The following is a 24,142-nucleotide window of genomic DNA, read 5'->3' as shown; positions in this document are numbered from 1 at the left end:
TCTTCGGGGCCTACGAAGGCTTCGCTGCGGGCGTCGCCGTCGTCGCTGCCGCCGAAGACACGGGCGTCGTCGGGCGCCTCGGTGTCGGACAGGCGGCGGGCCGGCCGCCTCGGCTGCACCCACTGCCAGGGCAGGTTGCTGTTGGCGTCGCCCAACTCGGTGCGCATCCGGGGCATGGCGGTCGGGCGGTTGTCCCGGATCCAGGCCACCAGGTGCTCCCGGACGAGGCAGCGCAGGTCCCACAGACTGCCCGCGTCGGCGGCGCTGACCAGCGCCCGCAGTTTCACCATCCCGCCGGTGGCGTCGGTGACCTGGAGGACGCAGACCCGACCGTCCCACAGCTCGGTGCCCTCGACGAGGCGGCGCAGTTCCTCGCGCATGGTCTGCACGGGCACCGCCCAGTCGACGTCGAATTCGGCGGTGCCGAGCACCGCCGCCTCCGTCCGGGTCCAGTTCTGGAACGGCTTGCTGGTGAAGTACGAGGTGGGCAGGATCAACCGGCGGTCGTCCCAGATCTGCACCACGACGTAGCTGAGGGTCAGTTCCTCGATGCGACCCCACTCTCCCTCGACGACGACGACGTCGTCGAGCCGGACGGCGTCGCTGAAGGCGAGTTGGAGGCCGGCGAAGACGTTGCCGAGCAGGCTCTGCGCGGCGAGCGCGGCCACCACACCGACCACACCGGCCGAGGTCAGCACACCGGCGCCGATGCCCCGCACGCTGGGGAAGGTCATCAGCATCACGCCGACGGTCAGAATGACGATCACCGCGATGGTCAGTCGGCGCAGCATCACCACCTGGGTCCGGACCCGCCGGGCGTGCCGGTTGTCCGGGACGTCGACCCGGAACCGGGCCAGCGCGGTGTCTTCCACGACGACCAGCAGGCAGGCGACAAGCCAGGCCAGGGTGGCGATGACGCCGAGGATGAGCAGGTGCAGCAGCAGCCGCCGCCAGCTCTCGCCGACCGCGTACCCGGTGGTGAAGCGGACGGCGAACTGCACGGCCAGGACCGTTGCGGCGACCTGGAAGGGGCGGTGCGCGTGGTCGGTCAACTCGGTCAACAGCAGTGACCGGCGGCCGAACCGTCGGGTCAGCCGGTGGACGACCTCGACCAGGAACAGGGCGACCGCCGCCGCGATGAGCGCGGCGACGGCCGTTTCGAGATAGTTCTGCACGGCTTCGGTGCTCCCCTTCGACCAGGTGTCGGGCACTTCGGGCAAAAGCCCAAGAGTGCCCGACAGCCCGGGAATCGACCAGTTCAGACCTTGCGGTACCGGGACTGGAGGAAGCAGTAGACGCCGAAGGCGGCGATGCCGAGGGCGACCAGGGCCAGCAGGAACGTGCCGTAGGACTGCTCACGCAGGGTGTGCAGCGCGGCGTCCAGACCGCGGGCCTTCTCCGGGTCGTAGTTCACCGCCGCCAGGATGACCAGCAGGCCGGCGATGCCGTACGCGACGCCCTTGGCGATGTATCCGGCCATGCCCAGCCGGCGGGCGAGCTGGCGGGTCTTCGGGTTCATCTCGCCGGTCTTGAGGTGCTTCTCGAACTTCTTCCGGGCGCCGTAGATGACCAGGCCGATGCCGATCGCGGCGACGACCAGCCCAGCCAGGCCGACCAGCCAGCGGCCACCGCTGGAGGTCATCAGCTTGCCGGTCAACGCCTCCTGCTGGTCGGCGCTGTTCGACCCGGCGTCCTTGAAGACCTTGAAGGCGGTCCAGGCGAAGTAGAGGTAGACGATGGTCCGGCCGGCCGAGGCGAGCCTTTCCATGACCCGCTCCTTGCCGCGCTCGGCGCGGTGCCCGACCGCCGCCTCCAGCGCCTGCCAGATCGCCATCGCGAGCAGGCCGACCGCGACGGCGATGACCAGGAACTTGCCGAGGGGCTGTTCGGAGAGGGTACGCAGCGCGCCGGACTGGTCGCCGTCGTCGGACGACGTGCCGAACGCGATCTGCAACGCCAACCAGGCGAAGAGGAGGTGGACGATGCCGTAGCCGATGAAGCCGGCCCGGGCGAGGAGTTCCAGCCACCGGCTGTCCGCCGTACGGGAGGCGGTGGCTTCTGCGCTACGGGTGAGTGACATGGCGCCACAATCTCCGATTCGGAAGATTCCCAAACGTCGGCCACCGCCGCCCGGCCGGCTCAGCTGCCCGGATTACGCGATACGCGAATCTTGACCTGCTGGTCGGTCACGCTGTCCAGGGTGACCGCGAAGCCCCCGGCCTCGGCGGCCTGCTGGCCGGTGGTGAGGGTGAGCTGCTCACCGGCGACCTCGACGGTCACCTGGTCACCCTCGGCGCCGACCAGTTTGGCCTCGACGCCAAGGATGGTGGCGCTGGCGTCGACACCCCGCTCGAAGGTGACCGTGCAGGCGTCCAGCCCGCAGTCGGTGGAGGCCCCCTGGGAGCTGCACCCGGCGAGCACGGCGAGGCCGAGCGCCAGACCGGCGAAGAGACCGGCGGCGCGGCGGACGGGGGGAATGGGCATGGTGGCGGGTCGGTTCGTCACCTCGCCAAGAGTACGAGACATCTGCGAGGTCGCCGCCGAACGGTGATCACCCGGCGGCCGGGAAGGGTACGAGGAGCACCGGCTAGGGTCCGGGACATGCCGTTCGACATCGCCCGCACCCGGGCCGCGTACCCCGCCCTGACCGAGGGCTTCGTCCACTTCGACGGTGCCGGCGGCACCCAGACCGCGGCCGGTGTGATCGACGCGGTCACCGATGCCATGCGGTCGGCGGTCGGCAACCGCAGCGCCGCCTTCGTCCCGGGCCGCCGGTCGTTGGAGCTGGTGGCCGAGGCCCGCTCGGCGGTGGCCGACCTGCTCGGCGCCGACCCGGCCGGGGTGGTGCTCGGCCCGAGTGCGACCGCGCTGACGTACACCCTGGCGCGCACGCTCGGCGCGGCCTGGCGTCCGGGTGACGAGGTGGTGGTCTCCCGGCTCGACCACGACGCGAACGTGCGGCCGTGGGTGCAGGCCGCCGAGGCGGCCGGCGCGACGGTGCGCTGGGCCGAGGTCGACCGGCACACCGGTGAGCTGCCCGCGGGCCAGTACGCGGACCTGGTGGGTGAGCGGACCCGGTTGGTCGCGGTGACCGCCGGCAGCAACGCCATCGGCACCATGCCGGACGTGCCGGCGATCGCCAAGACGGCGCACGCGGTCGGCGCGTTGGTCTACGTCGACGGGGTGCACTCGGTTCCGCACGGGCCGACCGACCTGGCCTCGCTCGGTGCCGACGTGCTGGTCACCAGCGCGTACAAGTGGTCCGGCCCGCACCTTGCGGCGATGGTGGCGGACCCGGCCCGGTGGGCGACGCTGCGCCCGGCGAAGCTGGTGCCCTCCTCCGACGCGGTCCCGGACCGGTTCGAGTACGGCACGCCGAGCTTTCCGCTGCTGGCCGGCGTGGCCGCCGCGGTGGATCACCTGGCGGGGCTGGACCCGGACGCGGTCGGGGACCGGCGGGCCCGGCTGCGGGCCGGGCTGGCGGTCGCCCAGGCGCACGAGGAGGCGCTACTGGACCGGCTGCTCGCCGGGCTGGCGCAGCGGCCGGCGGTCACCGTCTACGGCTCGCCGGCGCGGCGCTGCCCGACGGTGTCGTTCCGGGTCGCCGGGATGTCCCCGGCGGCCAGCCAGGAGGCGTTGGGCGCCGCCGGGTTCTGCCTCTCCGTCGGCGACTACTACGCCTACGAGTACTTCCAGCTCATGGGCCTGCGTGACAGCGGTGGCGCGGTGCGGGCCAGCATCGACCACTACAACACGACCGACGAGGTGGACCGGTTGCTCGGCGAACTCGACGCGCTGGCCGAGCGGGCGGGGAGAATGGCCGGATGAGCACCCTGGTCGAGGACAACCCGGCGAAGCACCGCTTCGAGATCCTGGTCGACGACGCGCTGGCCGGCTTCACCGCGTACGTGCCGCGCGGGGAGGTCCTGGTCTTCACCCACACCGAGGTGGACCGGGGCTTTCAGGGCAAGGGTGTGGGCGGCACGCTGATCCGCGGCACCCTGGACCAGCTCCGGGCACGCGGCACGACAGTGGTGCCGCAGTGCCCATTCATGTCCGCGTTCATCGACAAGCACCCCGAGTACGCCGACCTGGTCGCCGACCTCCCGTAGGGCGGGCCGTCAGCGGGCCCCGGTGAGCACCTCGGCGGCAGCCTGTCCACTGGCCCGGGTGGCACCGTGGGTGGCCAGGTGCACCGCCCCGGTGACCAGCTCGGGCACGCCCAACTCGACCACGACGGCGTCCGGCCGGGCGGCCAACGCGCGGTGCACGGCGGCGCGCATCCAGTCGTGCCGGTGCTGGTCGCGGACGACCAGGACCAGGGGGCGGCTGCCCGCACCGGCGCCCGGGTCCGCCGGCACGTCGGGTTCGGCGTAGCGGACCGTGCTGGTGCCGGGCAGCAGCTCGGTCAGCGGCCCGCCGATGCCCCACGGGGTCTCGGCGCCGATGGCGATGTTGCGCAGCGGCTCGAACTCGACGACGTGCGCCGCGCGGGTCAGGGGCAGCGCGACCGTCGTGCCCGGGGCGGCGGTGACCCGGACGGCCCGACGGGCGGCGACCAGCCCGACGTCGGTGGCGGCGCGCGCTCCGGCCGAGCCGGCGCTGCGGGCGGCCACCGTCCAGGCGGCGAGTTGACCGACGCGCTTGGCGGCCTCGGTGAGGCGTTCCTCGGGCAGCTCACCGGAGACGACGGCGGCCACGATGGCGTCGCGCAGCTCGCGGGCCGCCTGCTCGTCGGCCCGTTCGCCACCGATGCAGATGGCGTCGGCCCCGGCGGCGAGGGCGCGGACCGTCGCCCCGGCGAAGCCGTACCGGTCAGCGACTGCGCGCATCTCCACCGCGTCGGTGACCACCACGCCGGAGAAGCCCAGCTCGTCGCGGAGCAACCCGCCCAGGATGCGCTGACTCAGCGTCGCCGGCAGGTGCGGATCGAGCGCGGGCACCAGCAGGTGACCGGTCATCACCGCCTGCACCCCGGCGACCACGGCGGCGCGGAACGGGGCCAGTTCGCAGGCGTCCAGCCGGTCCCGGTCGGCGGTGATCCGGGGCAGGTCGTGGTGTGAGTCGACCCGGGTGTCGCCGTGCCCGGGGAAGTGTTTGGCGCAGGCCGCGACGCCGCCGGCCTGGAGCCCGCGAACCCAGGCGGCGGTGTGCCGCGCGACCAGCACCGGGTCGGCACCGAAGGAGCGGACGCCGATCACCGGGTTCGCCGGATTGGAGTTGACGTCGGCGTCCGGGGCGTAGTTGAGGGTGATCCCCGCTGCGGCCAGCTCGACGCCGAGGTCCCGGGCGACGGCCTCGGTCAGCTCCGGGTCGTCGACCACGCCGAGGGCGAAGTTGCCGGGCCGGGAGCTGCCGCGCACCGACTCCAGCCGGGTGACGTCGCCGGCCTCCTCGTCGATCGCCACGATGACGTCCGGCCGTTCCGCGCGCAGCGTCGCGGTGAGCGCGGCCACCTGCTCGGTGTCGACGACGTTGCGGGCGAAGAGCACCACCGAGCCGAGTCCCTCGCCGAGCCAGCGGCACACCCATGGTGGTGGGGTGGTGCCGACGAAGCCGGGCTGCAGGACAGCGGCGGCGAGCGCCGGGAGGTGTCCGTTGGTCGTGGTCACGCCGCCCCCTCGCAGTGATCGATGTCGATCACCGGCGGCGGTGCGTCCGCGTCGACCCGCTGGTTGCGCTCGCTCATGCGGCCCCCGTACCCCATCTCTCGCGCGCCCTCGGCGCACCGCCACCGGCAGGCGGTCCTGCCATGGTCACACTGAGCGATTCAATAGTCAATAAACCTTACAGTTGCCTGGCGGCCCGCTCCCCGGGGAGAGTGCGGGGATGGATCCCGTCCTGCTGGCCGACGCGACGAGCCCGGCCGACATCCCCGGCGTACGCCTGCTCGGCCTGGTGGTCGGCGCCCTGCTGCTCCTCGCCGCGATCCGGGCGATGTTCGGTCGACGCTGAGCGACCCGTGCCGATCCGGGCCCGACGGGCCGGGTGTGGTCGACCGCGCCCGGGGTACGGCTCTCCCCATCAGCAGGTCCGCGTGCCGAAGGGGTAAGCCATGAAGATCGGATACTTTCTGTCCAGTGAGGAGTTCACGCCAGCCGAGTTGCTGGAGCAGGCGCGCGGTGCCGAACGGGCCGGCTTCGAGGCGCTGTGGATCTCCGACCACTACCACCCGTGGGTGGACGCACAGGGCCAGAGCCCGTTCGTCTGGTCGATGATCGGCGCGCTCAGCCAGGTCTGTTCGCTGCCGGTGACCACGGCGGTGACCTGCCCGACAGTGCGAATCCACCCGGCCGTGATCGCGCAGGCGGCGGCGACCAGCGCGGTGCTGCACGGCGGGCGGTTCGTGCTCGGCGTCGGCACCGGCGAGGCGCTCAACGAGCACATATTCGGTGACGCCTGGCCGCAGGCCGACGTCCGGCTGGAGATGCTGGAGGAGGCCGTCGAGGTGCTGCGCGCGCTGTGGGCCGGCGGCTTCGTCAGCCACCACGGCAAGCACTACACCGTGGAGCAGGCCCGGATCTACACGCTGCCCGACGCTCCCCCGCCGATCTACGTCTCCGGCTTCGGGCCGAAGTCCATCGACCTGGCCGCGCGGATCGGTGACGGCAATGTGAGCACCATGCCCGACGGCGAGATGGTCCGGCGATTCCGTGAGAACGGCGGCGGGGACAAGCCGTGCCAGGCCGGCTTCAAGGCGGCGTACGCGGACAGCGAGGACGAGGGCATGCGCATCGCGTACGAGCGCTGGCCGAACGCGGGGGTGCCGGGTGAGCTGTCCCAGGTGCTCCCCTCACCGCGCCACTTCGAGCAGGCCGCCGAGCTGGTCAAGCCGGAGATGGTCAGGGACGCGTTCGTCTGCGGCAACAGCGTCGACGCGCACCTGGAGATGATCGACAAGTACGCCGAGGCCGGCTTCGACGAGGTGTACGTGGCCAATACCGGCCCGCACTACCAGGGTCTGTTCGACCTCTACCAGCGCGAGGTCCTGCCTCGGCTGCGCTGAGCCGCGGATCGGCGAGCCGGCCATCGAGGGCGTGGCAGGTGCCCTGCCCGTGATCGTCCGAACGCGTTTCGGCGGTCATGGGCTCGGGTACCTCCGGCCCTCGATGAAACTGTCCACGCATTCGATGACGTTGCGCCGCGCAGCCCGCAGCCTTTTTGGCTGGAAGGCGCTACGGCCCAACCAACTGGCCGCCATGCGCGCCGTGATGAAGCGGCGAGACGCCCTGGTGGTGTTGCCCACCGGAGCCGGCAAGTCGGCGATCTACCAGATCCCGGCCAGCCTGATCCCCGGCCCCACCGTGGTGATCTCGCCACTGCTGGCCCTCCAGCAGGACCAGATCGCCTCCCTCAACGAGCGGCAACGCCCGGAGCTGCGGGCGGTGCGGATCAGCTCGAACGAGTCGCCCACCCAGCAGGCCGAGGCGATCACCGAGATCCGCGAGGGCCGGGCGGAGTTCCTCTTCATCACCCCGGAACAGCTCAGCAACCCGGACCGGATGGCCGAGGTCGCCGCGCTGAAGCCGGCCCTGGTGGCGATCGACGAGGCGCACTGCATCTCGGCGTGGGGGCACGACTTCCGCCCCGACTACCTGGCGCTCGGGCACCTCATCGACGGCATCGGCCGGCCGCCGGTGGTCGCGCTGACCGCCACCGCCTCCCCTCCGGTACGCGACGACATCATCGCCCGGCTGCGGCTGCGCGACCCGGAGGTGGTGGTCTCCGGGCTGGACCGGCCGAACCTGTTCGTCGAGGTTGCGCAATGCGCCACAGAGGACTACCGGTGGCGGCGACTGATCGCGCTGCTGAGCGACGACGAGCGGCCCGGGATCATCTACGTGCCCACCCGTCGAGCCGCCGAGGAGTTGGCCACCCGGTTGACCGATGCCGGCTACCCGGCGCAGTTCTACCACGGTGGGATGGCGACCGGAGCACGCCACGAACTGCACGAGGCGTTCCTCGCCGACCAGGTGCCGATCATGGTGGCGACCTCGGCGTTCGGCATGGGCATCGACAAGCCCAACATCGCCTGGGTGGTGCACATGGCGCTGCCCGACTCGCCGGACAGCTACTTCCAGGAGATCGGTCGGGCCGGCCGCGACGGACAACCGGCCCGGGTTCTGCTGCTCTGGCAGGCCGAGGATGTGGGCCTGCAACGGTTCTTCAGCGGCGGCCTGCCCGACGTCGACGAGCTGCGCGACCTGGCCGCGCTGCTGCGCAAGAAGCCGGCCACCAAGACCGAACTGCGTGAGACCACCGGCCTCGGGCCGCGCAAGCTGGGCCAGTACCTCTCCCTGTTGGAGCAGGTCGGTGCGGCCGAGCCACGCGCCCGGCAGCGCATCGGCGCGCCCCGTTACTCGCCCACCCCGACCGACGCCGCCGCGGCGGCGCTGGCCGAGGCGGAGCGCCAGCAGACCGTGACCCGGTCCCGCACCGACATGATGCGGGCCTTCGCCGAGACCACCGCCTGCCGGGGGCAGACCCTGCTGGCCTACTTCGGCGAGCAGATGACGCAGGTCTGCGGCCACTGCGACAACTGCCACAACGGGACCAGCGTGGCCGACCAGGGTGCGGTCGGGCCGTTCCCGGTGCACAGCCAGGTGCGGCACCCGGAGTGGGGGCCCGGCATGGTGCTCTCCTACGAGGAGGACAAGATGACGGTCCTCTTCGAGGAGGTCGGGTACAAGACGTTGTCGGTGCGCGTGGTGTCCGAACAGGGCCTGCTGACCCTGGACTAGCCTGACCCGGGTGCCGCTTTCGGGCCCGGTGGATCGAACAAGCAGAGCACCGATTGACCAAGCAGAGCAGGGCGGAAGGGGCATTGCCGTGATCGAGCAGCCGGCGTACACCGGTTTCGGTTTCTCCGACGGGGAGTGGGGGTTGCTGGTCGGCCTGCCGCAGTCGGTGCTGACCGCGGCGAGCGCCGCCGAGTCCGACGGCACCCGCCGGACCATGGCGGAGAACGCGGCCGGGCTGGAGACCATCGCCGCCGGCCGGGAGTCGGCCAGCCCGCTGGTCGCCGCCGTGGCCGGCGAAATCGTCACCCGGGTCGGTGACCCGGACACCGGCGAGGAGTTGCCGGTCATCGCACCCTCCGACCCCGGCGCGTACATCGACGACGTGCTGCTGCGGGCCGGCGAGGCCGGCGCCTTGCTGGCGGCGCGGGTCGACGAGGGTGAGGCCGGCGCGTACAAGCACTGGCTCGTGAAGATCGCCGAGCAGGTGGTGGGGGCCGCGTCCAGCGGTGGGCTGCTGGGCATCGGCGGCGAGTCGGTCAGCGACTCCGAGCGGCGTTTCCGCGACCGTCTCGCGCACGTCCTCATCGACTGACCGACGACAGCGACGTGTCGGCCGGACCGGTCGGCTCGACGGCCAGCGCCGTGGAGTCGGCCGGTCGGACGCCGCGCAGCGCGACCAGCGCGGTGACCGCGCCGAGCAGCATCACCGCCATGGCGGCGTACGCGGCCAGGTGCAGTCCGTCGGTGAACGCCACCCCGGCGGCGTGCCGCACCGCGTCGGCCAGCTCCGCCGGCAGCCCTCGGGCGACCGCGAGCGCACCGCCCAGGGTCTCCTGGGCCGCGGCGGTGGTGTCGGCGGGCAGCCCGGCCGGCAGGCCGTCGACGATCTCGCGGCGATAGACCGCCGCACCCACGCTGCCCAGGATCGCCATTCCCAGCGCGCCGCCCAGCTCGCTGCTGGACTCGGTCAGCGCCGACGCGACACCGGCCTGCTCGGGCGGCGCCGCGCCGAGGACCAGGTCGGTGACGAGGGACATCACCATCACCAGGCCGCCCGCGTAGACACTGGCGCCGACGAGCAGCAGCCACAGTGGCGTCTCCGGGGTGACCCGGGTCAACACCACGAAGCCGACCACGGCGATGCCGAACCCCGCACCGATCAGGTACGCCCGTTCGACGCGCTGGGCCAGGGCGGCTGCGGCCGGCGCGACTCCGCCCACGGCGAGGGACGGCACGAGGCTCCACAGCGCCGCCCGCAGCGGGCTCAGGCCGAGCACCAGTTGAAGGTGCTGGGTGGTGAAGATGGCGAAGCCGACGATGGCGAACATCGCCAACAGGTTGACTGCGAGCGACCCTGCGAAGCCGCGACGGCGGAACAGCGTGAGGTCGACCATCGGGTACGCCCGGGTCCGCTGCCGGTGCAGGAAGAGCGCCCCCACCAGCAGACCGCCGACGATGGCGAGGACCCGCACCGGGCTGAGGCCGTCGCGGGCCATCTCCTTGATGCCGTAGATCACCGGCAGCAGCGCGCCGAGCGACAGTGCCGCGCTGATCAGGTCGAACCGGCCGGTCGCCGGGTTGCGGAACTCGGGCACCAGGAGCGGCGTGAGCAGGAGCAGCATCAGCATCGCCGGGATGTTGATCAGGAAGATCGAGCCCCACCAGAAGTGCTCCAGCAGGATGCCGCTGAGCACCGGGCCGATCGCGATGCCACCGGTGAGGGTGGCGGTCCAGATGCCGATGGCGGTCCCGCGCTGCTTGGCGTCGTGGAACATGTTGCGCACCAGGGCGAGCGTCGAGGGCATCAGGGTGGCCCCACCGACGCCGAGCACGGCACGCGCGGCGATCAGGGTCGCGGTGCTGTCGGCGTACGCGGCCAGCAGCGACGCCGCGCCGAACGCGGTGGCGCCGATCAACAGGAGTCGGCGTCGGCCGATCCGGTCACCCAGAGCGCCCATGGTGATGAGCAGCCCGGCCAGCACGAAGCCGTAGATGTCGAAGATCCAGAGTTGCTCAGTGGCGGTGGGACGCAACTCAGCGCTGATGAACGGGACGGCGAAGTAGAGCACCGACACGTCCATCGAGACCAGGAGCAGCGGCAGCATCAGCACCGTGAGCCCGATCCACTCCCGCCGACCCGCTCGCGGTGCCGGTGTGGTGGTGATCGTCATGGTCAGCTCTCCTTCTGCGTAGGGCGTACGCTGTTATGCGTAGACCATACGCAGAACTAGGATGACGGGGCAAGGAGGAAATGTGGCGGCGAAGACAGACGACAGCGGGCCCGTACTCCCGGCGGCCATCGAGAGCGCGTGGGGGCTGCGAGAGCGGCCACCCAAGGGCCCCCGGCCGGGAATGAGCGTGCCCGCCATCGTGGACGCCGCCGTACGCGTGGCCGACGCCGACGGCCTGGCGGCCGTCTCGATGAGCCGGGTGGCCAAGGAGTTGGGCGCCGCGACCATGGCCCTCTACCGGTACGTCGGCTCGAAGGACGAGCTGCTGATGCTCATGGTGGACACCGGGTACGGCCCATCCCCCGGCCCACCCGCGCCGGAGGACGACTGGCGCGCCGGCCTCACCCGGTGGGCCTGGGCCGAGCACGAGGTGCTGCGGCAGCGCTCCTGGCTGCTGCACGTGCCGATCAGCGGCCCACCGATCACCCCGCAGCAGCTCGGCTGGATGGAGGACGGGCTGCGCTGCCTCGACGGCACCACGCTCGGCGAGGGCGAGAAGATGTCGGTGCTCCTGCTGATCACCGGGTACGTCCGCAACGAGGCCACCCTCACCTCGCAGATCGCCGAGGGCAGCCGGGCCGCCGGCGTCGAGCCCAGCGAGATGATGCCGGCCTACGGTCGGCTGGTGGCCCGGCTCATCGACCCGGCCCGCTTCCCCGCGCTGCACCGGGTGCTGAACGCCGGTGTGCTCTATCAGGACGACGACCCAGACGACGAGTTCGTCTTCGGCCTGGACCGGATCCTCGACGGCGTCGAGGCGCTGATCCGGCGTCGAGCGGGCTGAGGGAGTCCCATGCTGCCGAGAGACACCATCGACACGACAGTCCTGCCACCGGGCGAACGGTTCGGCATGTGGCTGGACCTGGTGGCGCGCACCTCGGCGCCACTGCGCATCCGGTCCGAGCACAGCGACGACTTCGCCGCTCGCGCCGACTTCATCGCGCTCGGGCCGATCCAGCTGGTGCAGTACGAATACCCGTCCCTGGACGCCACCCGGACCCGGAAGCTGGTCCGTCAGTCCGACCCGGAGTTTTACATCCTCGCCCTCACCACCGGCGGCATCGGCACATCCAGCCAGGACGGTCGCCGCAGCGAGATCCTCGCCGGCGAGTTCACCTTCTACGACGGGTCCCGGCCGCACGACGTCTGCCACCACGCGACCGAGCCCGAGCGGGCCCAGGCCACCTCGATCATCACGCTGATCCCGCACGCCGCCCTGCCCCTACCGCCGCAGCGGATGGCCGCCCTCTACGGCGGCCGGATGTCCGGCAGCGAGGGGATCGGGGCGCTGCTGGCGCAGTTCCTGCTCCAGGTGACCGGGCACCCCGAGCAGTACCACGCCGCCGACGCCAGCCGGCTTGGCACGGTCGGGCTCGACCTGGCCACCACCATGCTCGGCCGGCACCTCGTCGCCGAGGATGCCGTGCCCACCGAGGTCCGCCGCCGGGCGCTGCTCACCCAGGTGCAGTCGTACATCCACCGTCACCTCGGCGACGCGACACTCGACCCACAGGTCGTCGCCGACGCCCACCACATCTCGGTGCGGTCCCTGCACCGGTTGTTCGAGGGCGAGGACACCACTGTGGCGTCGTACATCCGGGACCTGCGGCTGGCCCGGTGCCGGCGCGACCTGACCGACCCGGCGCTGCGCAACCAGCCCGTGCAGACCGTCGCGGCGCGCTGGGGATTTCCCCACAAGGCCCACTTCAGCCGGGCTTTCAAGGCCGCCTACGGCACCACCCCGCAGGAACACCGCGACAGCGGCTCGGATTTGGCGCGGATCGTCAACCGCCGGGCGTCTACGGTCAACTCGCTGCCGGCAGACTGACACCAACGCGGCCGACCATCGCCTGGTGGGCCGCCAACGGGGGCCGTGGCGAGGCGCCCGCCGCGCGAGCGGCGGGCGGCCGCCCGGTGGCACCCCACTCACGCCCGAGGCTCCGGTCCCGTCGCGCTTCCCCCCAGAATCGCCGACGGGGCCGGTCAGGACTTCTCCAGCAGCTCCAGGACGACCCGCTCCGCCTCCTCGCGAGGCGCCTCCGGATCCACCGACGCCACCACCCCGTCGTGGTAGAGGTCGACCACCCGAGGGTCCACGTACGACGCACGGGCCACCGTCGGAGTGTTACCCAGCAGCTCCGCCACCTCGCGCATCACCGCGACCACCGCCTTACGCCGCGCGGTCACCGAACGGGCCGGGCCGGCGGTGGCCAGCTCGGTGGCCGCCAGCACCGTGGCGTGCCAGGTGCGGAAGTCCTTCGCGGTCATCTCCCCACCGCTGGCGTCGCGCAGGTAGCCGTTGACCTCGTCGCTGCGCACGTCGCGCCACTCCCGGCCGTCCCAGTAGCCGAACAACCGGTCCGCCCGTCGCCGACGACGGCGCAGATTGACCAGCACCTGGCACAGCTCCGGGTCCTCGATCCGGCGTACCTGCTCGATGCCCCCCTTCGCGGGAAACACGAACACCACGCAGCCGCCCCGGGACCGGGCATGCTCGGGGCGCAGGGTGGACACACCGTACGTCGGGTCGTCGCCGGCCGCGTACTGGTCGCTGCCGACCCGGAACATCCCCATGTCCAGCAGTCGGGCCACAGTGGCCAGCACCCGGTCCCGGCCCAGGCCACGACCGTCCAGGTCCCGTCCCACCCGCTCGCGCAGCGCCGGCAGCCGCCGGGCCACCTCGAGCATGTGGTCGAACTTCGCCTCGTCCTGCTTCTCGCGCCACCGCGGGTGGTAGACGTACTGCTTGCGCCCGGCCGCATCGATCCCGATCGCCTGGATGTGCCCGTTCGGATGCGGCGCGATCCACACGTCCTGCCAGGCCGGCGGGATGACCAGCTCCCGCAGCCGGGTCAGGACATCCGGATCACGCACCGGAGCCCCGGACGGGTCGACGAAGAGCCAGCCCCGTCCGCGCCGACGCCGTCCGTACCCCGGTCGACCCGGGTCGCTACGCCGCAACCGCACCGGAGACCCGCACCACCCTCTCCACCTCGGCCACGGCGGCCAGCACCTCGTCAAGGCGCAGAGCCGCCATCGTCGGGTGGCTTCCTACCCCGTCCCACCTGGGCCAATCCGCCTCGCCGGCCCAGAGCACGCGGTGCCGTGGCCGATCCGGTGGAGGCCCCCAGCGCGCCGGTGGCACCGGCCCGAAGAGGACGACCGACGGGGTGCCGTACCCGGTGGCCAGGTGGGCGACCCCGGTGTCCCCGCTGACCACCAGCCGGGCGTCGGCCACCAGCGCGGCGAGCGCGCCGAGGTCGGTCCGGCCGGCCAGCACGGCGTCCGGGCTCAGGCCCGCCGCCTCGGCCACCCGGGCCGCCAACGCCCGTTCGTCGGCCGAGCCGGTGAGCAGCACCCGGTGCCCCTGGTCGGTCAGTGCCCGCGCCAGCGCGGCGAACCGCTCGGCGGGCCACCGCTTGGCCGGGATCTTGCTGCCCGGGTGCAGCACCGTGACACCGCTGGGCAGCCCCGCCGCCCCGAGCCGACGCAGGCTGAGGTCGGCGCGGTCGGCCGGGATGCCGTACCAGGACAGCAGCCGGCACCACCGGTCCACCTCGTGCTCGTCGACGGCCCAGCGCGGGCCGTCGACGCAGCCGGCGTCCGGGCTGGCGAAGGCGAGCAGCCGACCGGGCCGGGTGGCAGCGAGCAGCCGGTGCGACTGCGGGCCGCGCCCGTGCAGGTTGACCGCGACCCGTGGGGCCGACCCCACCCGGAGAGGGCCCTCCAGCCCGGCGGTGTCCACCAGCCGGTCGACGCCACCGACCAGATCGACCAGCGGGGCCAGCCAGCCGGGCGCGGCGAGCGCCAGCTCCCGCGACGGGTACGCGGCCCGCAGCGCCCGCAGCGCGGGCACCGCGGTCACCAGATCGCCGACGCCGAGGGCGCGCAGCACGAGGATCACGGGTACGAGGTCTCCTGCTCGGCGCAGACCACCATCTCGCGCATCGCGCAACCGGGCGGCTGGTTGAGCGCGAACATGATCGCGGCGGCGGTGTCGGCGGGCTCGTTGAGGTTCGCGTCCGGCCCCGGCTTGTACTGCGGGTCACGTTCGTCGAAGAACGCGGTGCGCATCCCACCCGGAATGAGCAGGGTGACGCCGACCTGACCGGCCAGCTCGGCGGCGAGGGCGCGGGTGAACCCCACCACGCCGAACTTCGCCGCGCAGTACGCGGTGGCGTCGCTGACCGCCTTGACGCCCAGGGTGGAGGCGACGGTGACGATGCGGCCCCGGGACGTCAGCAGGAACGGCAGCGCGGCCCGGATCACCGCCGCGGTGGCCAGCAGGTCGACGGCGACGATCCGGTCCCAGGTCTCCCCCGGCAGGTCGGCGAGTCGGCCCGGCACGTCCGTGCCGGCGGCGGTCACCACCGCGTCCAGGCCACCAGCCTGCTCGGCGAGGTGCCGGGTGGCCACCTCGGCGGCTCGCGTGTCGGCCAGGTCGCACTCGGTCCAGGACACCCCGTCGGCCGGCGGTTGCCGGTCCAGCACGAGCGGTCGGCCACCGGAGGCGGCCACCGCGGCGACCACCGCGGCGCCGAGGCCGCTGGCGCCGCCGGTGACCAGGACGGTGGGCCCGGCACCGGGCCGCGTGGCGGTCATCGGGTCCGCTCCGCGAGCGTGCGGACGATCAGGTCGGTGGTGGAACGACCGTCCAGATAGGGCACCACCACGGTGTTCCCACCCCAGCGGCGCAGGACCTCCGCCTCCGGGAGGGTGACGCTCGCGTCCCCACCGCCGGTGGCGTAGTCGCCGCCCTTGACCCACACGTCGGGGCGTACCCAGGACAGCGCCGTCTCCGGGGTCGGCTCGTCGAAGATGAGGACCGCGTCGACGCAGCTCAGGGCGGCCAGCAGTCGGCTGCGGTCAGCTTCGGACTGCACCGGCCGATCCGGCCCCTTCAACCCGGCCACGCTGGCGTCGGAGTTCAGGCAGACGATCAGGCAGTCGCCGAGTTGCCGGGCCGCCTCCAGGGTGGCCACGTGCCCGGCGTGCAGCAGGTCGAAGCAACCGCCGGTCGCCACCACCGTGCCACCCGCGGCGCGTACCTCACCCAGGAGGGCGGCGACAGCGGCGACTCCCACCCGGTCGGCCACCGCACCACCTCGTGGTGCCGGCTGAAGGGCTCGCGGCCCCGACGCACTCCTGGCCCGCACCGCAGGAGCCGACGGAGGCAGCGCCGAGGCCACTCCCCCACCGGCCACGTACGCGGACGCCTCGGCGACCGCCACCTGCACCGCCTCGGAGACCAGCGCGCCCTGGGCCAGTGCGAGGCTGGCCGCCGCCGCGAACCGGTCGCCGGCACCGCAGGTGTCCCCCTCGGCGCTACCCGGCGTCGGCACCACCAGCGGCGTCGACCCGGCGTGGCAGAGCAGCGCGCCGTCACCGCCCAGCGTCACCGCGACCGCGCCGGCCCGCCAGCGCCGCCGTAGCCCCTGGGCGCCACGGGACGCGGTGGCCAGTCGGGAGGCCCCGGGCAGCGCGGGGACCAGCTCGCGCACCTCGGACTCGTTCGGGGTGGCCAGGTGTACGCCGGGCACGGCCGCCGGGCCGCGCGGATGCGGGTCCCACACCACCGGCGCGCGGGTGGCGGCCAACGCGTCGCGCAGCGCGGGCTGCCGGGCCACCCCCCGGCCGTAGTCGCTGACCAGCACCGCCGACGCCGCGGCGATCACCCGGAGCACCTCGTCGGAGGGTTGACCCGGCTCCCCGGACGTGCCGCCCCGGTCGTGGCGCAGCAGCACCCGCCCCCGGGCCCGCAGCCGGATCTTCTCGGGCGTCGCGCCGGAGAGGGCCAGTGGGTACACCTGCACGCCGGCGGCGGCGAGCAGAGCGCTCAGCCGGGCCCCGCCGGCGTCGTCGGCGAGCGCGGTCACCAGCACCACCTCGGCGCCCTGCGCGGCGGCGAACACCGCCGCCAGCCCGGCACCCCCCGGTCGGTCGGTGGCCGCGGTCTCGTCGAGCACCGGCACCGGGGAATCCGGGCAGAGCCGGTTCACCACACCTTCCACATCCCGGTCGAGCAGGGTGTCCCCGAGCACCACCACCGGTCCCCTCACGCTTGCCTCCTCATCCTCGCGCGTCGACCTGCTGTCCGGCTCACGCGTCGACCTGCTGTCCGGGCCCGCCGTCGAGCACCACCTCGACCCCGGTGCGTACCGGCGCGGCAGGCAGCCGACCGGCCGGTGCGGGCTCCCCGGGCACGGATTGAACGACCGCCGGATCGGCGGCTGCCGCCAGCGCGGCAGGCAACTCCTGTTCGAGGTACTCGCAAAGCAGATGACTGGTCACCAGGTGCAGCTCCTGGACGACCTGGGTGTCCGGGGACGCGACGGCCAGCACGTCGTCGCAGGCGTCGGCGAGCGGATTGGGAGCGGCGCCGGTGAGCGCCCAGGTGGTCACCCCGACGTCGCGGGCCGCCTGCGCGGCGGCGACCAGGTTGGGGCTGGTCCCGCTGGTGCTCAGCAACAGCAGGACGTCGCCCGGGCGGCCGTGGGCACGCACCTGGCGGGCGTACACGTCGGTGTAGCCGTAGTCGTTGGCGATGGCGGTGAGCGCGCTCGTCTCGGCGTGCAGCGCGATCGCGGACAGCGGCTGGCGGTCGTCGTGCAGCTTGCCGACCAGCTCGGCGGTGAGGTGCTGGGCTTCGGCGGCGCTGCCGCCGTTGCCGGCCACCAGCAGGCGACCCCCGGCGGCCAGCCGGTGGGCCAGGTCCGCGCCCCAGCGCGCCAGCTGTCGCTCACACCGTCGGTACGGCACCAGCGCCGCCGCGAGATTCGTCAGATGGGTGTCGAGCAGGCTGCCCGTCGGCATCAGGCCACCACCCGGGTCGGCCGGCGCACGGCGGCCACCTCGCTGTAGACCTCGACCAGCCGCTCGGCGGTGGCCGCCCACGAGTACCGTTCCCGGGCCCGCTCACGCGCCGCCGTCGCGTACGCGAAACGCCTGATCCGGTCGTCGAGCAACCCCTGGATCGCGGCGGCCAGCGCGTGCGGGTCCCGGGCCGGCACGAGGTCACCGGTCGTCCCGTCGACCACGGTGTCCCGGATGCCGCCGACGGCCGTGCCGACGACCGGCACCCCGCAGGCCATCGCCTCCAGCGGGGTCAACCCGAACGGCTCGTACCAGGGCGCCGCGACCAGCAGGTCCGCCGAGCGGTACCAGCGGCCCATCTCCTCCCGGGGCACCGCGCCGGCCAGGTGCACCCGGTCGGCCACCCCGCACGACTCCGCGAGTGCCCGCAGCCGGCGGGCGTACGGGTCGGTCTCCAACAGCCCCTCGGGTGGGCCGCCGACGACCACGCACTCGGCGTCCGGGACCAGCTCCATCGCGCGGATCACGGTCTGGAAGCCCTTGCGCTCGACCAGCCGACCCACGGTGAGGATGCGGGCCCGTCCCGGTTCCCGGTCGGCGGCCGGTCCGAGCGGGGCGAAGGTGGCGAGGTTGACCCCGGAGGGCACCACTGTCATCCGGGACCGGGGCACACCCATCCGGACCAGTTCGCCCACCTCGTCGCGGCACTGCGCGACGATCCGGTCCACCGAGCGGCCCAGCTCCCGCTCGTAGGAGATCCGGCGGGCCGGGCTGGTGTCCTGCACACCCTGGTAGCGGCGCTTCACAGTGCCCAACGCGTGGTACGTCTGCACCACCGGCACCCCGGTCTGCCGGCCGGCGGTCAGCCCGGCCAGTCCGCTCATCCAGAAGTGCGCGTGGATCACCTCGGGCACCCAGTCGCCGCCGCGCCACCGCTCGATCAGCCAGTTGCTGAACTCCCGCATGTGCGGCAGCAGCGCGTCCTTGGCCACCGGCTCAGCCGGGCCGGCCGGCACGTGCACCACGTCGTACCCGTCCGGGCTGCGGACGGTCACCGGCAGGTCGGGCGCGTCGCGGCGGGTGTAGACCCGCACCTCGTGCCCGGCGGCGGCGAGCGCGGCGGACAGCTCCGCGACGTGCGTGTTCTGGCCGCCGGCGTCCTCCCCTCCGAGGACGGCGAGCGGGCTGGCGTGCTCCGAGATCATCGCGATCCGCATACTTCCTCCTCCAGCAGCCGGTCCCAGTCAGCGAGGAAACGGTCGAGGCCGTACCTGTCGCGCGCGGCGGTTCGCGCCGCCGCTCCGGCCTGCCGCGCGGTAGCCGGTTCGGCGATGAACCGGCGGGCGGCGTCGAGCAGGGTGTCGGTCCGGGTGGCGAGCGCCCCCGCCTCCGGGGGCACCGCCATCACCGCCTCGGTGGTGGCGAGCGCGACGACCGGCATGCCGATCGCCATCGCCTCGATGAGGCTGAGCCCGAGGGAGGTCCACCGGCACAGGTGCAGGTATGCCCGCCGCCGGGCCAGTTCGGTGTGCATCCGCTCCTGGGGCACGTCGTCGTGACTGGTCAGCCGGTCGGCGGGCAGCCCGAGGTGGTCGGCCAGGCCGGCGACGCCCATGCCGAACACGTCCAGCGGCGCGATCTCGGCGAACTGGGGCAGCAGGTCGGTGCCGGTGACCCGACCTCGCCGTACCGGCTCGTTGATCACCACGGCGAGCCGGTCCAGCTCGCCGGTGTAGGACGCGGAGGGGGCGACGATGCCGTGGTCGACCACTGTGGTGCGGGTGGCGCCGGTGTCCCAGAAGATCTGGTTGAACCCGGTGACGTGGGCGACGAGCAGGTCGTCACGGTCGGCCATCGGGTGGCGGGTGTTCGGCACGTCGCCCTTGGGGGTGTTGTGCTCGACGTAGATCGCGGGAAGGTCGCGGCCCGGGCGGCGACGAAGCCACTGCTCGGCCCGGTCGATCTCCTCGGGACGTTGCAGGATGACCAGGTCGACGTCCGCGCTCGGCAGCTCCTCCGGGCTGACCTCGACCGCGCTGTCCGGCCACGGGTAGGTGCGGGCCCGGCCGAGGCCGTACGGGCCGCGGTCGGGTGTGGTGGGAATCAGGTAGCGATGGCTGCCGTGCACGAACGACGTGGTCCAGGAGCCGTGCACGTGCCAGAGCAGGATGTTCATCGGCCGCCACCACCGCTGACGGCGAGGGTCCGGAGCGCGTCGAGCACGTCGCCCGGGTCGACGCCACTGAGGCAGGGATGCCCGCGCACCGGGCAACTGGCCGCCCGGGTGTCCCGGCAGGGAGCGGCGGCGTCGCCGAGGCGGACGATCGGCACCCGGTAGGGCCCCCACTGGCCGAACGGGACGGTCGGCGCGAAGAGACTCACCACCGGCACACCGGCGGCGGCGGCGAGGTGCGCGGGCCCGGTGTTGCCGACCACGACCGCGCTGGCGTCCGCGACGATCGCGGCCAGCCCGGCCAGGTCGGTGCGGCCGCCCAGGTCGGTGCCGCCGGCCGCGGCGACCCGGGCGGTGACCGCGCGCTCGTCCGGGCCGCCAGTCACCAGCACCCGGTGCCCGGCGTCGGCCAGCGCCCCGACGATCCGGGTAGCCACCTCGGGCGGGCAGGCCCGGCTCGACGCGGCCGACCCGGGGTGCAGCACCACGTACCCCGGATCGCCGACGTCGGCCGGGCGCGGCGGCACGGCGTCTCGGCGCAACCGCAGGACCGGTTCGTCGCCGTCGGGCAGCCGGTGGCCGGCGGCGGCGGCCAGGGAAAGGGCACGTTCGGGTTCGGGGACGCCCACCGGCACCCGGTGCCGGACGTCCAGCAGGGAGCCCGGATAGTCGTCGCTGATCGCCGCGATCCGGTCGATCCCCGCCATCCGCAACAGCAGCGCCAGCGGCAGGGCGGACTGGTGGAACGAGGTGAACACCACCGCCTGGTCCGCGCCGACCGCTCCCAGCCGCGCGGACAGGCTCCGCATGGCCTCCGGGTCGACCGGCCCCGGCGCGGGGTCGATCCACGGCAGCGGATGCTCGATGATCTCGTCGACGCCGGGCAACAGGTTGGCGGCGGCCCGACCGCGCGGCCCACACAGCAGCACCACCCGCTCCGCTCCGGCCGCGACGGCACGGATCGCCGGGCCGGTGACCAGCACGTCACCCGCCGAGTCCGAGCGGACCACGAGCGCCGTCCGTACCGGTTCGGTGGGCGGGGTCGAGGGCTGCACGGCCTGTTGACGGCGCAGGATCTCCGCGACCGCCGCCGGCAGATCGGTGGCCACCCACCCGGCGGCGGCGACCTCCTCCGGCCGGGTCACCGGGGTGGGCACCAGCACCCCCGCGGCCCCGGCGGCCATGGCGGCGCCGACGTCCCGGCCGATGTCGCCCACGAGTACGCAGCGGGACGGCGTCGTGCCCAGCTCGCGGGCGGCGGCGTACACCAGGCCCGGCGCCGGCTTGCGGCAGTCACAGCCGTCGGCGTCGTCGTGCGGGCAGACCAGCCACGCGTCGAACCTGCCCAACAGTTCCTCGACGCGGGCGTGCACCGCCCGCATCTGCTCGCCGGTGAAGTAGCCCCGGGCCAGGCCCGACTGGTTCGTGACGACCGCCAGCCGCAACCCGGCCGCGCGCAGCCGGTCCAGCGCCGCCCGCGCGCCCGGCACCGGCCGCACCTTCTCCGGGTCGCCGTTGTAGGGCACGTCCTCGATCAGGGTGCCGTCGCGGTCCAGCAGCACCGCGTCGTAGAGCACCGGTCGGGGGCTTGCGACAGACCCGGAACCGGCGCGGTCAGCAGCGGCGTACACCTGGGCTGACCTGCACTGATACGGATCCTCCTGGTCCTGTCGCACAGGCGGCGGGTTCCCTGCGCCCCGAGGAGTAAACGTCGTCGCGGAGGCGGTGGGGCAGCGCCGCCAGCGACGCCCCGGGTCGGCCTTACCCGCCGTCGAAGAGAAGCTAACCGGTCAGCCGTTAGCCCGTGCCGTGCTCCGGGTATGGGATCCCGGTGGCGATTGTGGAGAAAGTGATCGACGCTTCCCCGCAGCAGGTGTTCGACGTGCTGGCGGACGGATGGACGTACAGCGACTGGGTGGTGGGCACCGCACACGTGCGGGACGTGGACGACGCCTGGCCTCGGGTGGGCAGCCAACTGCACCACCGGGCCGGGCCGTGGCCGTTCTCGTTGCAGGACGCGTCGACGGTGCTGGTCTGCGAACCGCCGCACCGGCTCGTGTTGAGGGCCGGGCTCTGGCCGGCGGGTGAGGCGATAGTGGCCTTCACCCTGCAACCGGTCGGCGAGGGCGCCACCCGGGTCCGCATCGGGGAGGACTTCGCGGCCGGCCCGCTCCGCTGGGTCCACAACAAGGTCAACGATCTGGTGCTGCACCGGCGTAACCGGGAGACGTTGGCCCGCCTCTCCGACATCGCCACCCGACAGAAGGGGTCCTCGTGACCCGGACCGTGGTGGTGACCGGCGCGAGTGCCGGCGTCGGCCGCGCCGTCGCCCACGCGTACGCGGAGCGCGGCGCCCGGCTGGCGCTGCTGGCTCGGGGCGAGGCGGGTCTGATCGCCGCCGAGCGGGAGTGCCGACTGCGCGGCGCGACCGACGTGCGGGTGTACCGGGTCGACGTGGCCGACGCGGGCGCGGTGCAGCAGGCCGCCGACGACGTGGTGCACCGCTGGGGCGGCATCGACGTGTGGATCAACAACGCGATGGCGTCGGTGTTCGCGCCGGCCTGGGAGATTCCGGCGCGCGAGTTCCGTCGGGTCACCGAGGTCACCTACCTGGGCACTGTGCACGGCACCCTCGCCGCGCTGCGGCACATGCGGGCGCACGGGCGGGGCACGATCGTGCAGGTGGGCTCGGCGTTGGCCTACCGGGGGATCCCGCTGCAGTCGGCGTACTGCGCGAGCAAGCACGCCGTCCAGGGGTTCAACGACTCGCTGCGCGCCGAGCTGCTGCACGACTGCCCGGGGGTGAAGTTGTCCATGGTCCAGCTGCCCGCGGTCAACACGCCGCAGTTCTCCTGGGTCCGCACCCGGCTGCCCCGGCATCCGCAGCCGGTGCCACCGATCTTCACTCCGGAACTGGCCGCCCGGGCCATCGTCTGGGCCGCCGACCGCGGCACCAGGGAGCTGAACGTGGGTGGCCCGACCTGGCAGGCACGGGTGGGCGACGCCCTGTTCCCCGGCCTGCTGGACCGCAAGCTTGCCCGCGACGGCTACGACAGCCAGCAGACCGGTGAGAAGATCGATCCGGCGACCTGGCGGGACAATCTGGACAACCCCGGTGATGCGGACACGGACCGGGGCACGGCGGGTGTGTTCCGCGAACAGGCGCGTGACCGTTCCGCGGCGCTCTGGGTCGGCACGCACAAACCGGCGCTCTCCGGTGTCGCACTCGCCGTCGCGGCGCTCGCCCTCAGCGCTGTCGCTCGCCGTCGTCACTGACCGGCGCAAGCCTCTGACCAGGGCTTTGACGCCCGCGCGGGGTGGGCGCCGAGGGTTCGCATCGCCCGGAAGGGGTGCCTCCCTCGGACCGAATGCGGGAACTAGATACCCTTTCCATGACCCTTGTCCGCAAACCGAGGATGACCGACATGATCAAGCCGGTGCAGTTGCCGACGCCGTGGCGGGACGCACGCCTGACCGTCGTCGTGCCCACGTACAACGAGGCGGGCAACCTCCCGGCGCTGGTCGAGCGGCTGCTCGCGCTGCCGCTGCCGGGGCTGCGCATCCTCGTCGCCGACGACAACTCCCCCGACGGCACCGGGGAGGTGGCGGACAAGCTGGCCATCGAGCACCCCGACCGGATCGAGGTCGTGCACCGCGCCGGCAAGGAGGGCCTCGGCCGGGCGTACGTGGACGGGATGACCCGGGCGATCGAGGGCGGCGCCGAGTACGTGGCGCAGATGGACGCCGACCTCTCGCACCCGCCCGAGGCGCTGCCGGGAATGCTCGGCGCGCTGCTCTCCACCCAGGCCAGCGTGGTGATCGGTTCCCGGTACGTGCCCGGCGGCGAGCTGGACGAGAACTGGCCGCTCTACCGCCGGGCGCTCAGTGGCTGGGCCAACCTCTACGTGCACACCCTGCTGCGGGTACGCATCCGGGACCTCACCGCCGGCTTCAAGATCTGGCAGGCCGAAGCCTTGCGCGACATCGACCTGGAGCGGGTGCAGTCCAACGGCTACAGCTTCCAGGTGGAGATGCACTACCTCGCCACCAAGCTGGGGCACACCATCCTGGAGGTGCCGATCCGCTTCGAGGAGCGGCGCGACGGCGTCTCCAAGATGACCACCGCGACCAAGGTGGAGAGCGCGCTCATGCCCTTCCGCCTCCGCAGCAAGCACCGCAACATC

23 protein-coding genes and 1 pseudogene are annotated in these 24,142 nt (G+C 73.1%); 11 read left to right on the top strand and 13 right to left on the bottom strand.

What is annotated here, in order from left to right; translation table 11 throughout:
• The 3 genes from DLJ58_RS19980 to DLJ58_RS19970 all read right to left on the bottom strand — a co-directional run.
• A partial coding sequence (locus DLJ58_RS19980) for a mechanosensitive ion channel family protein (protein ID WP_124858544.1) occupies positions 1 to 1,175 on the bottom strand: 1,175 nt, incomplete at its 3' end.
• Between the two features lie 83 nt (positions 1,176 to 1,258).
• A complete protein-coding gene (locus tag DLJ58_RS19975) occupies positions 1,259 to 2,080 on the bottom strand; it encodes a DUF1206 domain-containing protein (protein WP_124858543.1) in 822 nt (273 codons plus the stop codon).
• Between the two features lie 59 nt (positions 2,081 to 2,139).
• A complete protein-coding gene (locus tag DLJ58_RS19970; RefSeq protein WP_372432984.1) occupies positions 2,140 to 2,505 on the bottom strand; it encodes a hypothetical protein in 366 nt (121 codons plus the stop codon).
• A gap of 96 nt (positions 2,506 to 2,601) precedes the next feature.
• Here DLJ58_RS19970 and DLJ58_RS19965 point away from each other — a divergent pair, with 96 nt between their 5' ends.
• Together DLJ58_RS19965 and DLJ58_RS19960 are read left to right on the top strand one after the other, a co-directional pair.
• Complete coding sequence (locus tag DLJ58_RS19965; protein WP_124858542.1) at positions 2,602 to 3,828, top strand: cysteine desulfurase-like protein; 1,227 nt, start codon at positions 2,602 to 2,604, stop codon at positions 3,826 to 3,828.
• On the top strand, positions 3,825 to 4,112 hold the full coding sequence (locus tag DLJ58_RS19960) for a GNAT family N-acetyltransferase (protein ID WP_124858541.1): 288 nt from the start codon (positions 3,825 to 3,827) through the stop codon (positions 4,110 to 4,112). Before DLJ58_RS19965 ends, DLJ58_RS19960 begins: the two co-directional genes overlap by 4 nt.
• Positions 4,113 to 4,121: 9 nt before the next feature.
• Here DLJ58_RS19960 and DLJ58_RS19955 read toward each other — a convergent pair whose 3' ends face one another.
• Positions 4,122 to 5,612: a glycoside hydrolase family 3 protein gene (locus DLJ58_RS19955; RefSeq protein ID WP_124858540.1), complete on the bottom strand. Its 1,491-nt coding sequence runs from the start codon at positions 5,610 to 5,612 to the stop codon at positions 4,122 to 4,124.
• A gap of 217 nt (positions 5,613 to 5,829) precedes the next feature.
• Between DLJ58_RS19955 and DLJ58_RS34920 the strand changes: the two genes are divergently transcribed.
• The 4 genes from DLJ58_RS34920 (at position 5,830) to DLJ58_RS19940 (ending at position 9,333) form a co-directional block, all read left to right on the top strand.
• Positions 5,830 to 5,955: a hypothetical protein gene (locus DLJ58_RS34920; protein ID WP_255750123.1), complete on the top strand. Its 126-nt coding sequence runs from the start codon at positions 5,830 to 5,832 to the stop codon at positions 5,953 to 5,955.
• 100 nt (positions 5,956 to 6,055) lie between these two features.
• Positions 6,056 to 7,006 (top strand): TIGR03557 family F420-dependent LLM class oxidoreductase, encoded by a 951-nt coding sequence (locus DLJ58_RS19950; RefSeq protein ID WP_124858539.1) that lies wholly within the window; start codon positions 6,056 to 6,058, stop codon positions 7,004 to 7,006.
• Positions 7,007 to 7,109: 103 nt separating this feature from the next.
• Positions 7,110 to 8,741: a RecQ family ATP-dependent DNA helicase gene (locus tag DLJ58_RS19945; protein WP_124858538.1), complete on the top strand. Its 1,632-nt coding sequence runs from the start codon at positions 7,110 to 7,112 to the stop codon at positions 8,739 to 8,741.
• Positions 8,742 to 8,829: 88 nt separating this feature from the next.
• Positions 8,830 to 9,333, top strand: a complete 504-nt coding sequence (locus tag DLJ58_RS19940) for a hypothetical protein (RefSeq protein WP_091401689.1) — start codon at positions 8,830 to 8,832, stop codon at positions 9,331 to 9,333.
• Here DLJ58_RS19940 and DLJ58_RS19935 read toward each other — a convergent pair.
• Complete coding sequence (locus tag DLJ58_RS19935) at positions 9,323 to 10,912, bottom strand: MFS transporter (RefSeq protein ID WP_124858537.1); 1,590 nt, start codon at positions 10,910 to 10,912, stop codon at positions 9,323 to 9,325. The genes DLJ58_RS19940 and DLJ58_RS19935 overlap by 11 nt on opposite strands.
• A gap of 82 nt (positions 10,913 to 10,994) precedes the next feature.
• Here DLJ58_RS19935 and DLJ58_RS19930 point away from each other — a divergent pair, with 82 nt between their 5' ends.
• Together DLJ58_RS19930 and DLJ58_RS19925 are read left to right on the top strand one after the other, a co-directional pair.
• Positions 10,995 to 11,756, top strand: a complete 762-nt coding sequence (locus DLJ58_RS19930; protein ID WP_124858536.1) for a TetR/AcrR family transcriptional regulator — start codon at positions 10,995 to 10,997, stop codon at positions 11,754 to 11,756.
• 9 nt (positions 11,757 to 11,765) lie between these two features.
• Positions 11,766 to 12,800, top strand: a complete 1,035-nt coding sequence (locus DLJ58_RS19925; protein WP_124858535.1) for an AraC-like ligand-binding domain-containing protein — start codon at positions 11,766 to 11,768, stop codon at positions 12,798 to 12,800.
• Between the two features lie 155 nt (positions 12,801 to 12,955).
• On the opposite strand, the gene DLJ58_RS19920 is transcribed toward DLJ58_RS19925, so the two are convergent.
• The 8 genes and pseudogenes from DLJ58_RS19920 to DLJ58_RS19885 all read right to left on the bottom strand — a co-directional run bounded on the left by DLJ58_RS19920 (position 12,956) and on the right by DLJ58_RS19885 (position 21,634).
• Positions 12,956 to 13,939, bottom strand: a complete 984-nt coding sequence (locus tag DLJ58_RS19920; RefSeq protein ID WP_124858534.1) for a DNA topoisomerase IB — start codon at positions 13,937 to 13,939, stop codon at positions 12,956 to 12,958.
• Positions 13,923 to 14,876: a glycosyltransferase family 9 protein gene (locus tag DLJ58_RS19915; protein ID WP_124858533.1), complete on the bottom strand. Its 954-nt coding sequence runs from the start codon at positions 14,874 to 14,876 to the stop codon at positions 13,923 to 13,925. Before DLJ58_RS19915 ends, DLJ58_RS19920 begins: the two co-directional genes overlap by 17 nt.
• Positions 14,873 to 15,574 carry an SDR family oxidoreductase gene (locus DLJ58_RS19910; RefSeq protein WP_124858532.1) on the bottom strand — a complete coding sequence of 234 codons (702 nt, stop codon included), beginning with the start codon at positions 15,572 to 15,574 and terminating at the stop codon, positions 14,873 to 14,875. Before DLJ58_RS19910 ends, DLJ58_RS19915 begins: the two co-directional genes overlap by 4 nt.
• Before the next feature lie 26 nt (positions 15,575 to 15,600).
• Positions 15,601 to 17,031 (bottom strand): annotated as a pseudogene (locus DLJ58_RS19905) (PfkB family carbohydrate kinase); the annotation flags it as partial.
• 40 nt (positions 17,032 to 17,071) lie between these two features.
• Positions 17,072 to 17,785 (bottom strand): D-sedoheptulose-7-phosphate isomerase, encoded by a 714-nt coding sequence (locus DLJ58_RS19900; protein ID WP_425271330.1) that lies wholly within the window; start codon positions 17,783 to 17,785, stop codon positions 17,072 to 17,074.
• Positions 17,785 to 19,002 (bottom strand): glycosyltransferase, encoded by a 1,218-nt coding sequence (locus DLJ58_RS19895; RefSeq protein ID WP_124858530.1) that lies wholly within the window; start codon positions 19,000 to 19,002, stop codon positions 17,785 to 17,787. The genes DLJ58_RS19900 and DLJ58_RS19895 overlap by 1 nt, the downstream gene beginning before the upstream one ends.
• A complete protein-coding gene (locus DLJ58_RS19890) occupies positions 18,987 to 19,961 on the bottom strand; it encodes a glycosyltransferase (RefSeq protein WP_124858529.1) in 975 nt (324 codons plus the stop codon). The genes DLJ58_RS19895 and DLJ58_RS19890 overlap by 16 nt, the downstream gene beginning before the upstream one ends.
• Positions 19,958 to 21,634: an HAD-IIIA family hydrolase gene (locus tag DLJ58_RS19885; RefSeq protein ID WP_124858528.1), complete on the bottom strand. Its 1,677-nt coding sequence runs from the start codon at positions 21,632 to 21,634 to the stop codon at positions 19,958 to 19,960. Before DLJ58_RS19885 ends, DLJ58_RS19890 begins: the two co-directional genes overlap by 4 nt.
• A gap of 155 nt (positions 21,635 to 21,789) precedes the next feature.
• Here DLJ58_RS19885 and DLJ58_RS19880 point away from each other — a divergent pair, with 155 nt between their 5' ends.
• From DLJ58_RS19880 to DLJ58_RS19870, 3 genes are all read left to right on the top strand, one after another.
• Complete coding sequence (locus DLJ58_RS19880) at positions 21,790 to 22,236, top strand: SRPBCC family protein (protein WP_124858527.1); 447 nt, start codon at positions 21,790 to 21,792, stop codon at positions 22,234 to 22,236.
• Positions 22,233 to 23,234, top strand: coding sequence for an SDR family oxidoreductase (locus tag DLJ58_RS19875; protein WP_124858526.1), 1,002 nt, complete (start codon positions 22,233 to 22,235; stop codon positions 23,232 to 23,234). The genes DLJ58_RS19880 and DLJ58_RS19875 overlap by 4 nt, the downstream gene beginning before the upstream one ends.
• A 149-nt stretch (positions 23,235 to 23,383) precedes the next feature.
• Positions 23,384 to 24,142: polyprenol monophosphomannose synthase (locus tag DLJ58_RS19870; RefSeq protein ID WP_148097999.1), on the top strand; the 759-nt coding region annotated here is incomplete at its 3' end.

It is taken from the genome of Micromonospora arida (assembly GCF_003857035.1).
GTDB lineage: Bacteria > Actinomycetota > Actinomycetes > Mycobacteriales > Micromonosporaceae > Micromonospora > Micromonospora arida.
The sequence above is the reverse complement of the archived record's forward strand: the minus strand, read 5'-3'. Positions and strand labels throughout refer to the sequence as shown.

What these genes read in the sequence shown, in the direction of transcription:
- DLJ58_RS19975 (WP_124858543.1), bottom strand. Translation starts at nt 2,080, where the DNA reads ATGTCACTCACCCGTAGCGCAGAAGCCACCGCCTCCCGTACGGCGGAC.
- DLJ58_RS19965 (WP_124858542.1), top strand. Translation starts at nt 2,602, where the DNA reads ATGCCGTTCGACATCGCCCGCACCCGGGCCGCGTACCCCGCCCTGACC.
- DLJ58_RS19960 (WP_124858541.1), top strand. Translation starts at nt 3,825, where the DNA reads ATGAGCACCCTGGTCGAGGACAACCCGGCGAAGCACCGCTTCGAGATC.
- DLJ58_RS34920 (WP_255750123.1), top strand. Translation starts at nt 5,830, where the DNA reads ATGGATCCCGTCCTGCTGGCCGACGCGACGAGCCCGGCCGACATCCCC.
- DLJ58_RS19950 (WP_124858539.1), top strand. Translation starts at nt 6,056, where the DNA reads ATGAAGATCGGATACTTTCTGTCCAGTGAGGAGTTCACGCCAGCCGAG.
- DLJ58_RS19945 (WP_124858538.1), top strand. Translation starts at nt 7,110, where the DNA reads ATGAAACTGTCCACGCATTCGATGACGTTGCGCCGCGCAGCCCGCAGC.
- DLJ58_RS19935 (WP_124858537.1), bottom strand. Translation starts at nt 10,912, where the DNA reads ATGACGATCACCACCACACCGGCACCGCGAGCGGGTCGGCGGGAGTGG.
- DLJ58_RS19925 (WP_124858535.1), top strand. Translation starts at nt 11,766, where the DNA reads ATGCTGCCGAGAGACACCATCGACACGACAGTCCTGCCACCGGGCGAA.
- DLJ58_RS19910 (WP_124858532.1), bottom strand. Translation starts at nt 15,574, where the DNA reads ATGACCGCCACGCGGCCCGGTGCCGGGCCCACCGTCCTGGTCACCGGC.
- DLJ58_RS19900 (WP_425271330.1), bottom strand. Translation starts at nt 17,785, where the DNA reads ATGCCGACGGGCAGCCTGCTCGACACCCATCTGACGAATCTCGCGGCG.
- DLJ58_RS19895 (WP_124858530.1), bottom strand. Translation starts at nt 19,002, where the DNA reads ATGCGGATCGCGATGATCTCGGAGCACGCCAGCCCGCTCGCCGTCCTC.
- DLJ58_RS19890 (WP_124858529.1), bottom strand. Translation starts at nt 19,961, where the DNA reads ATGAACATCCTGCTCTGGCACGTGCACGGCTCCTGGACCACGTCGTTC.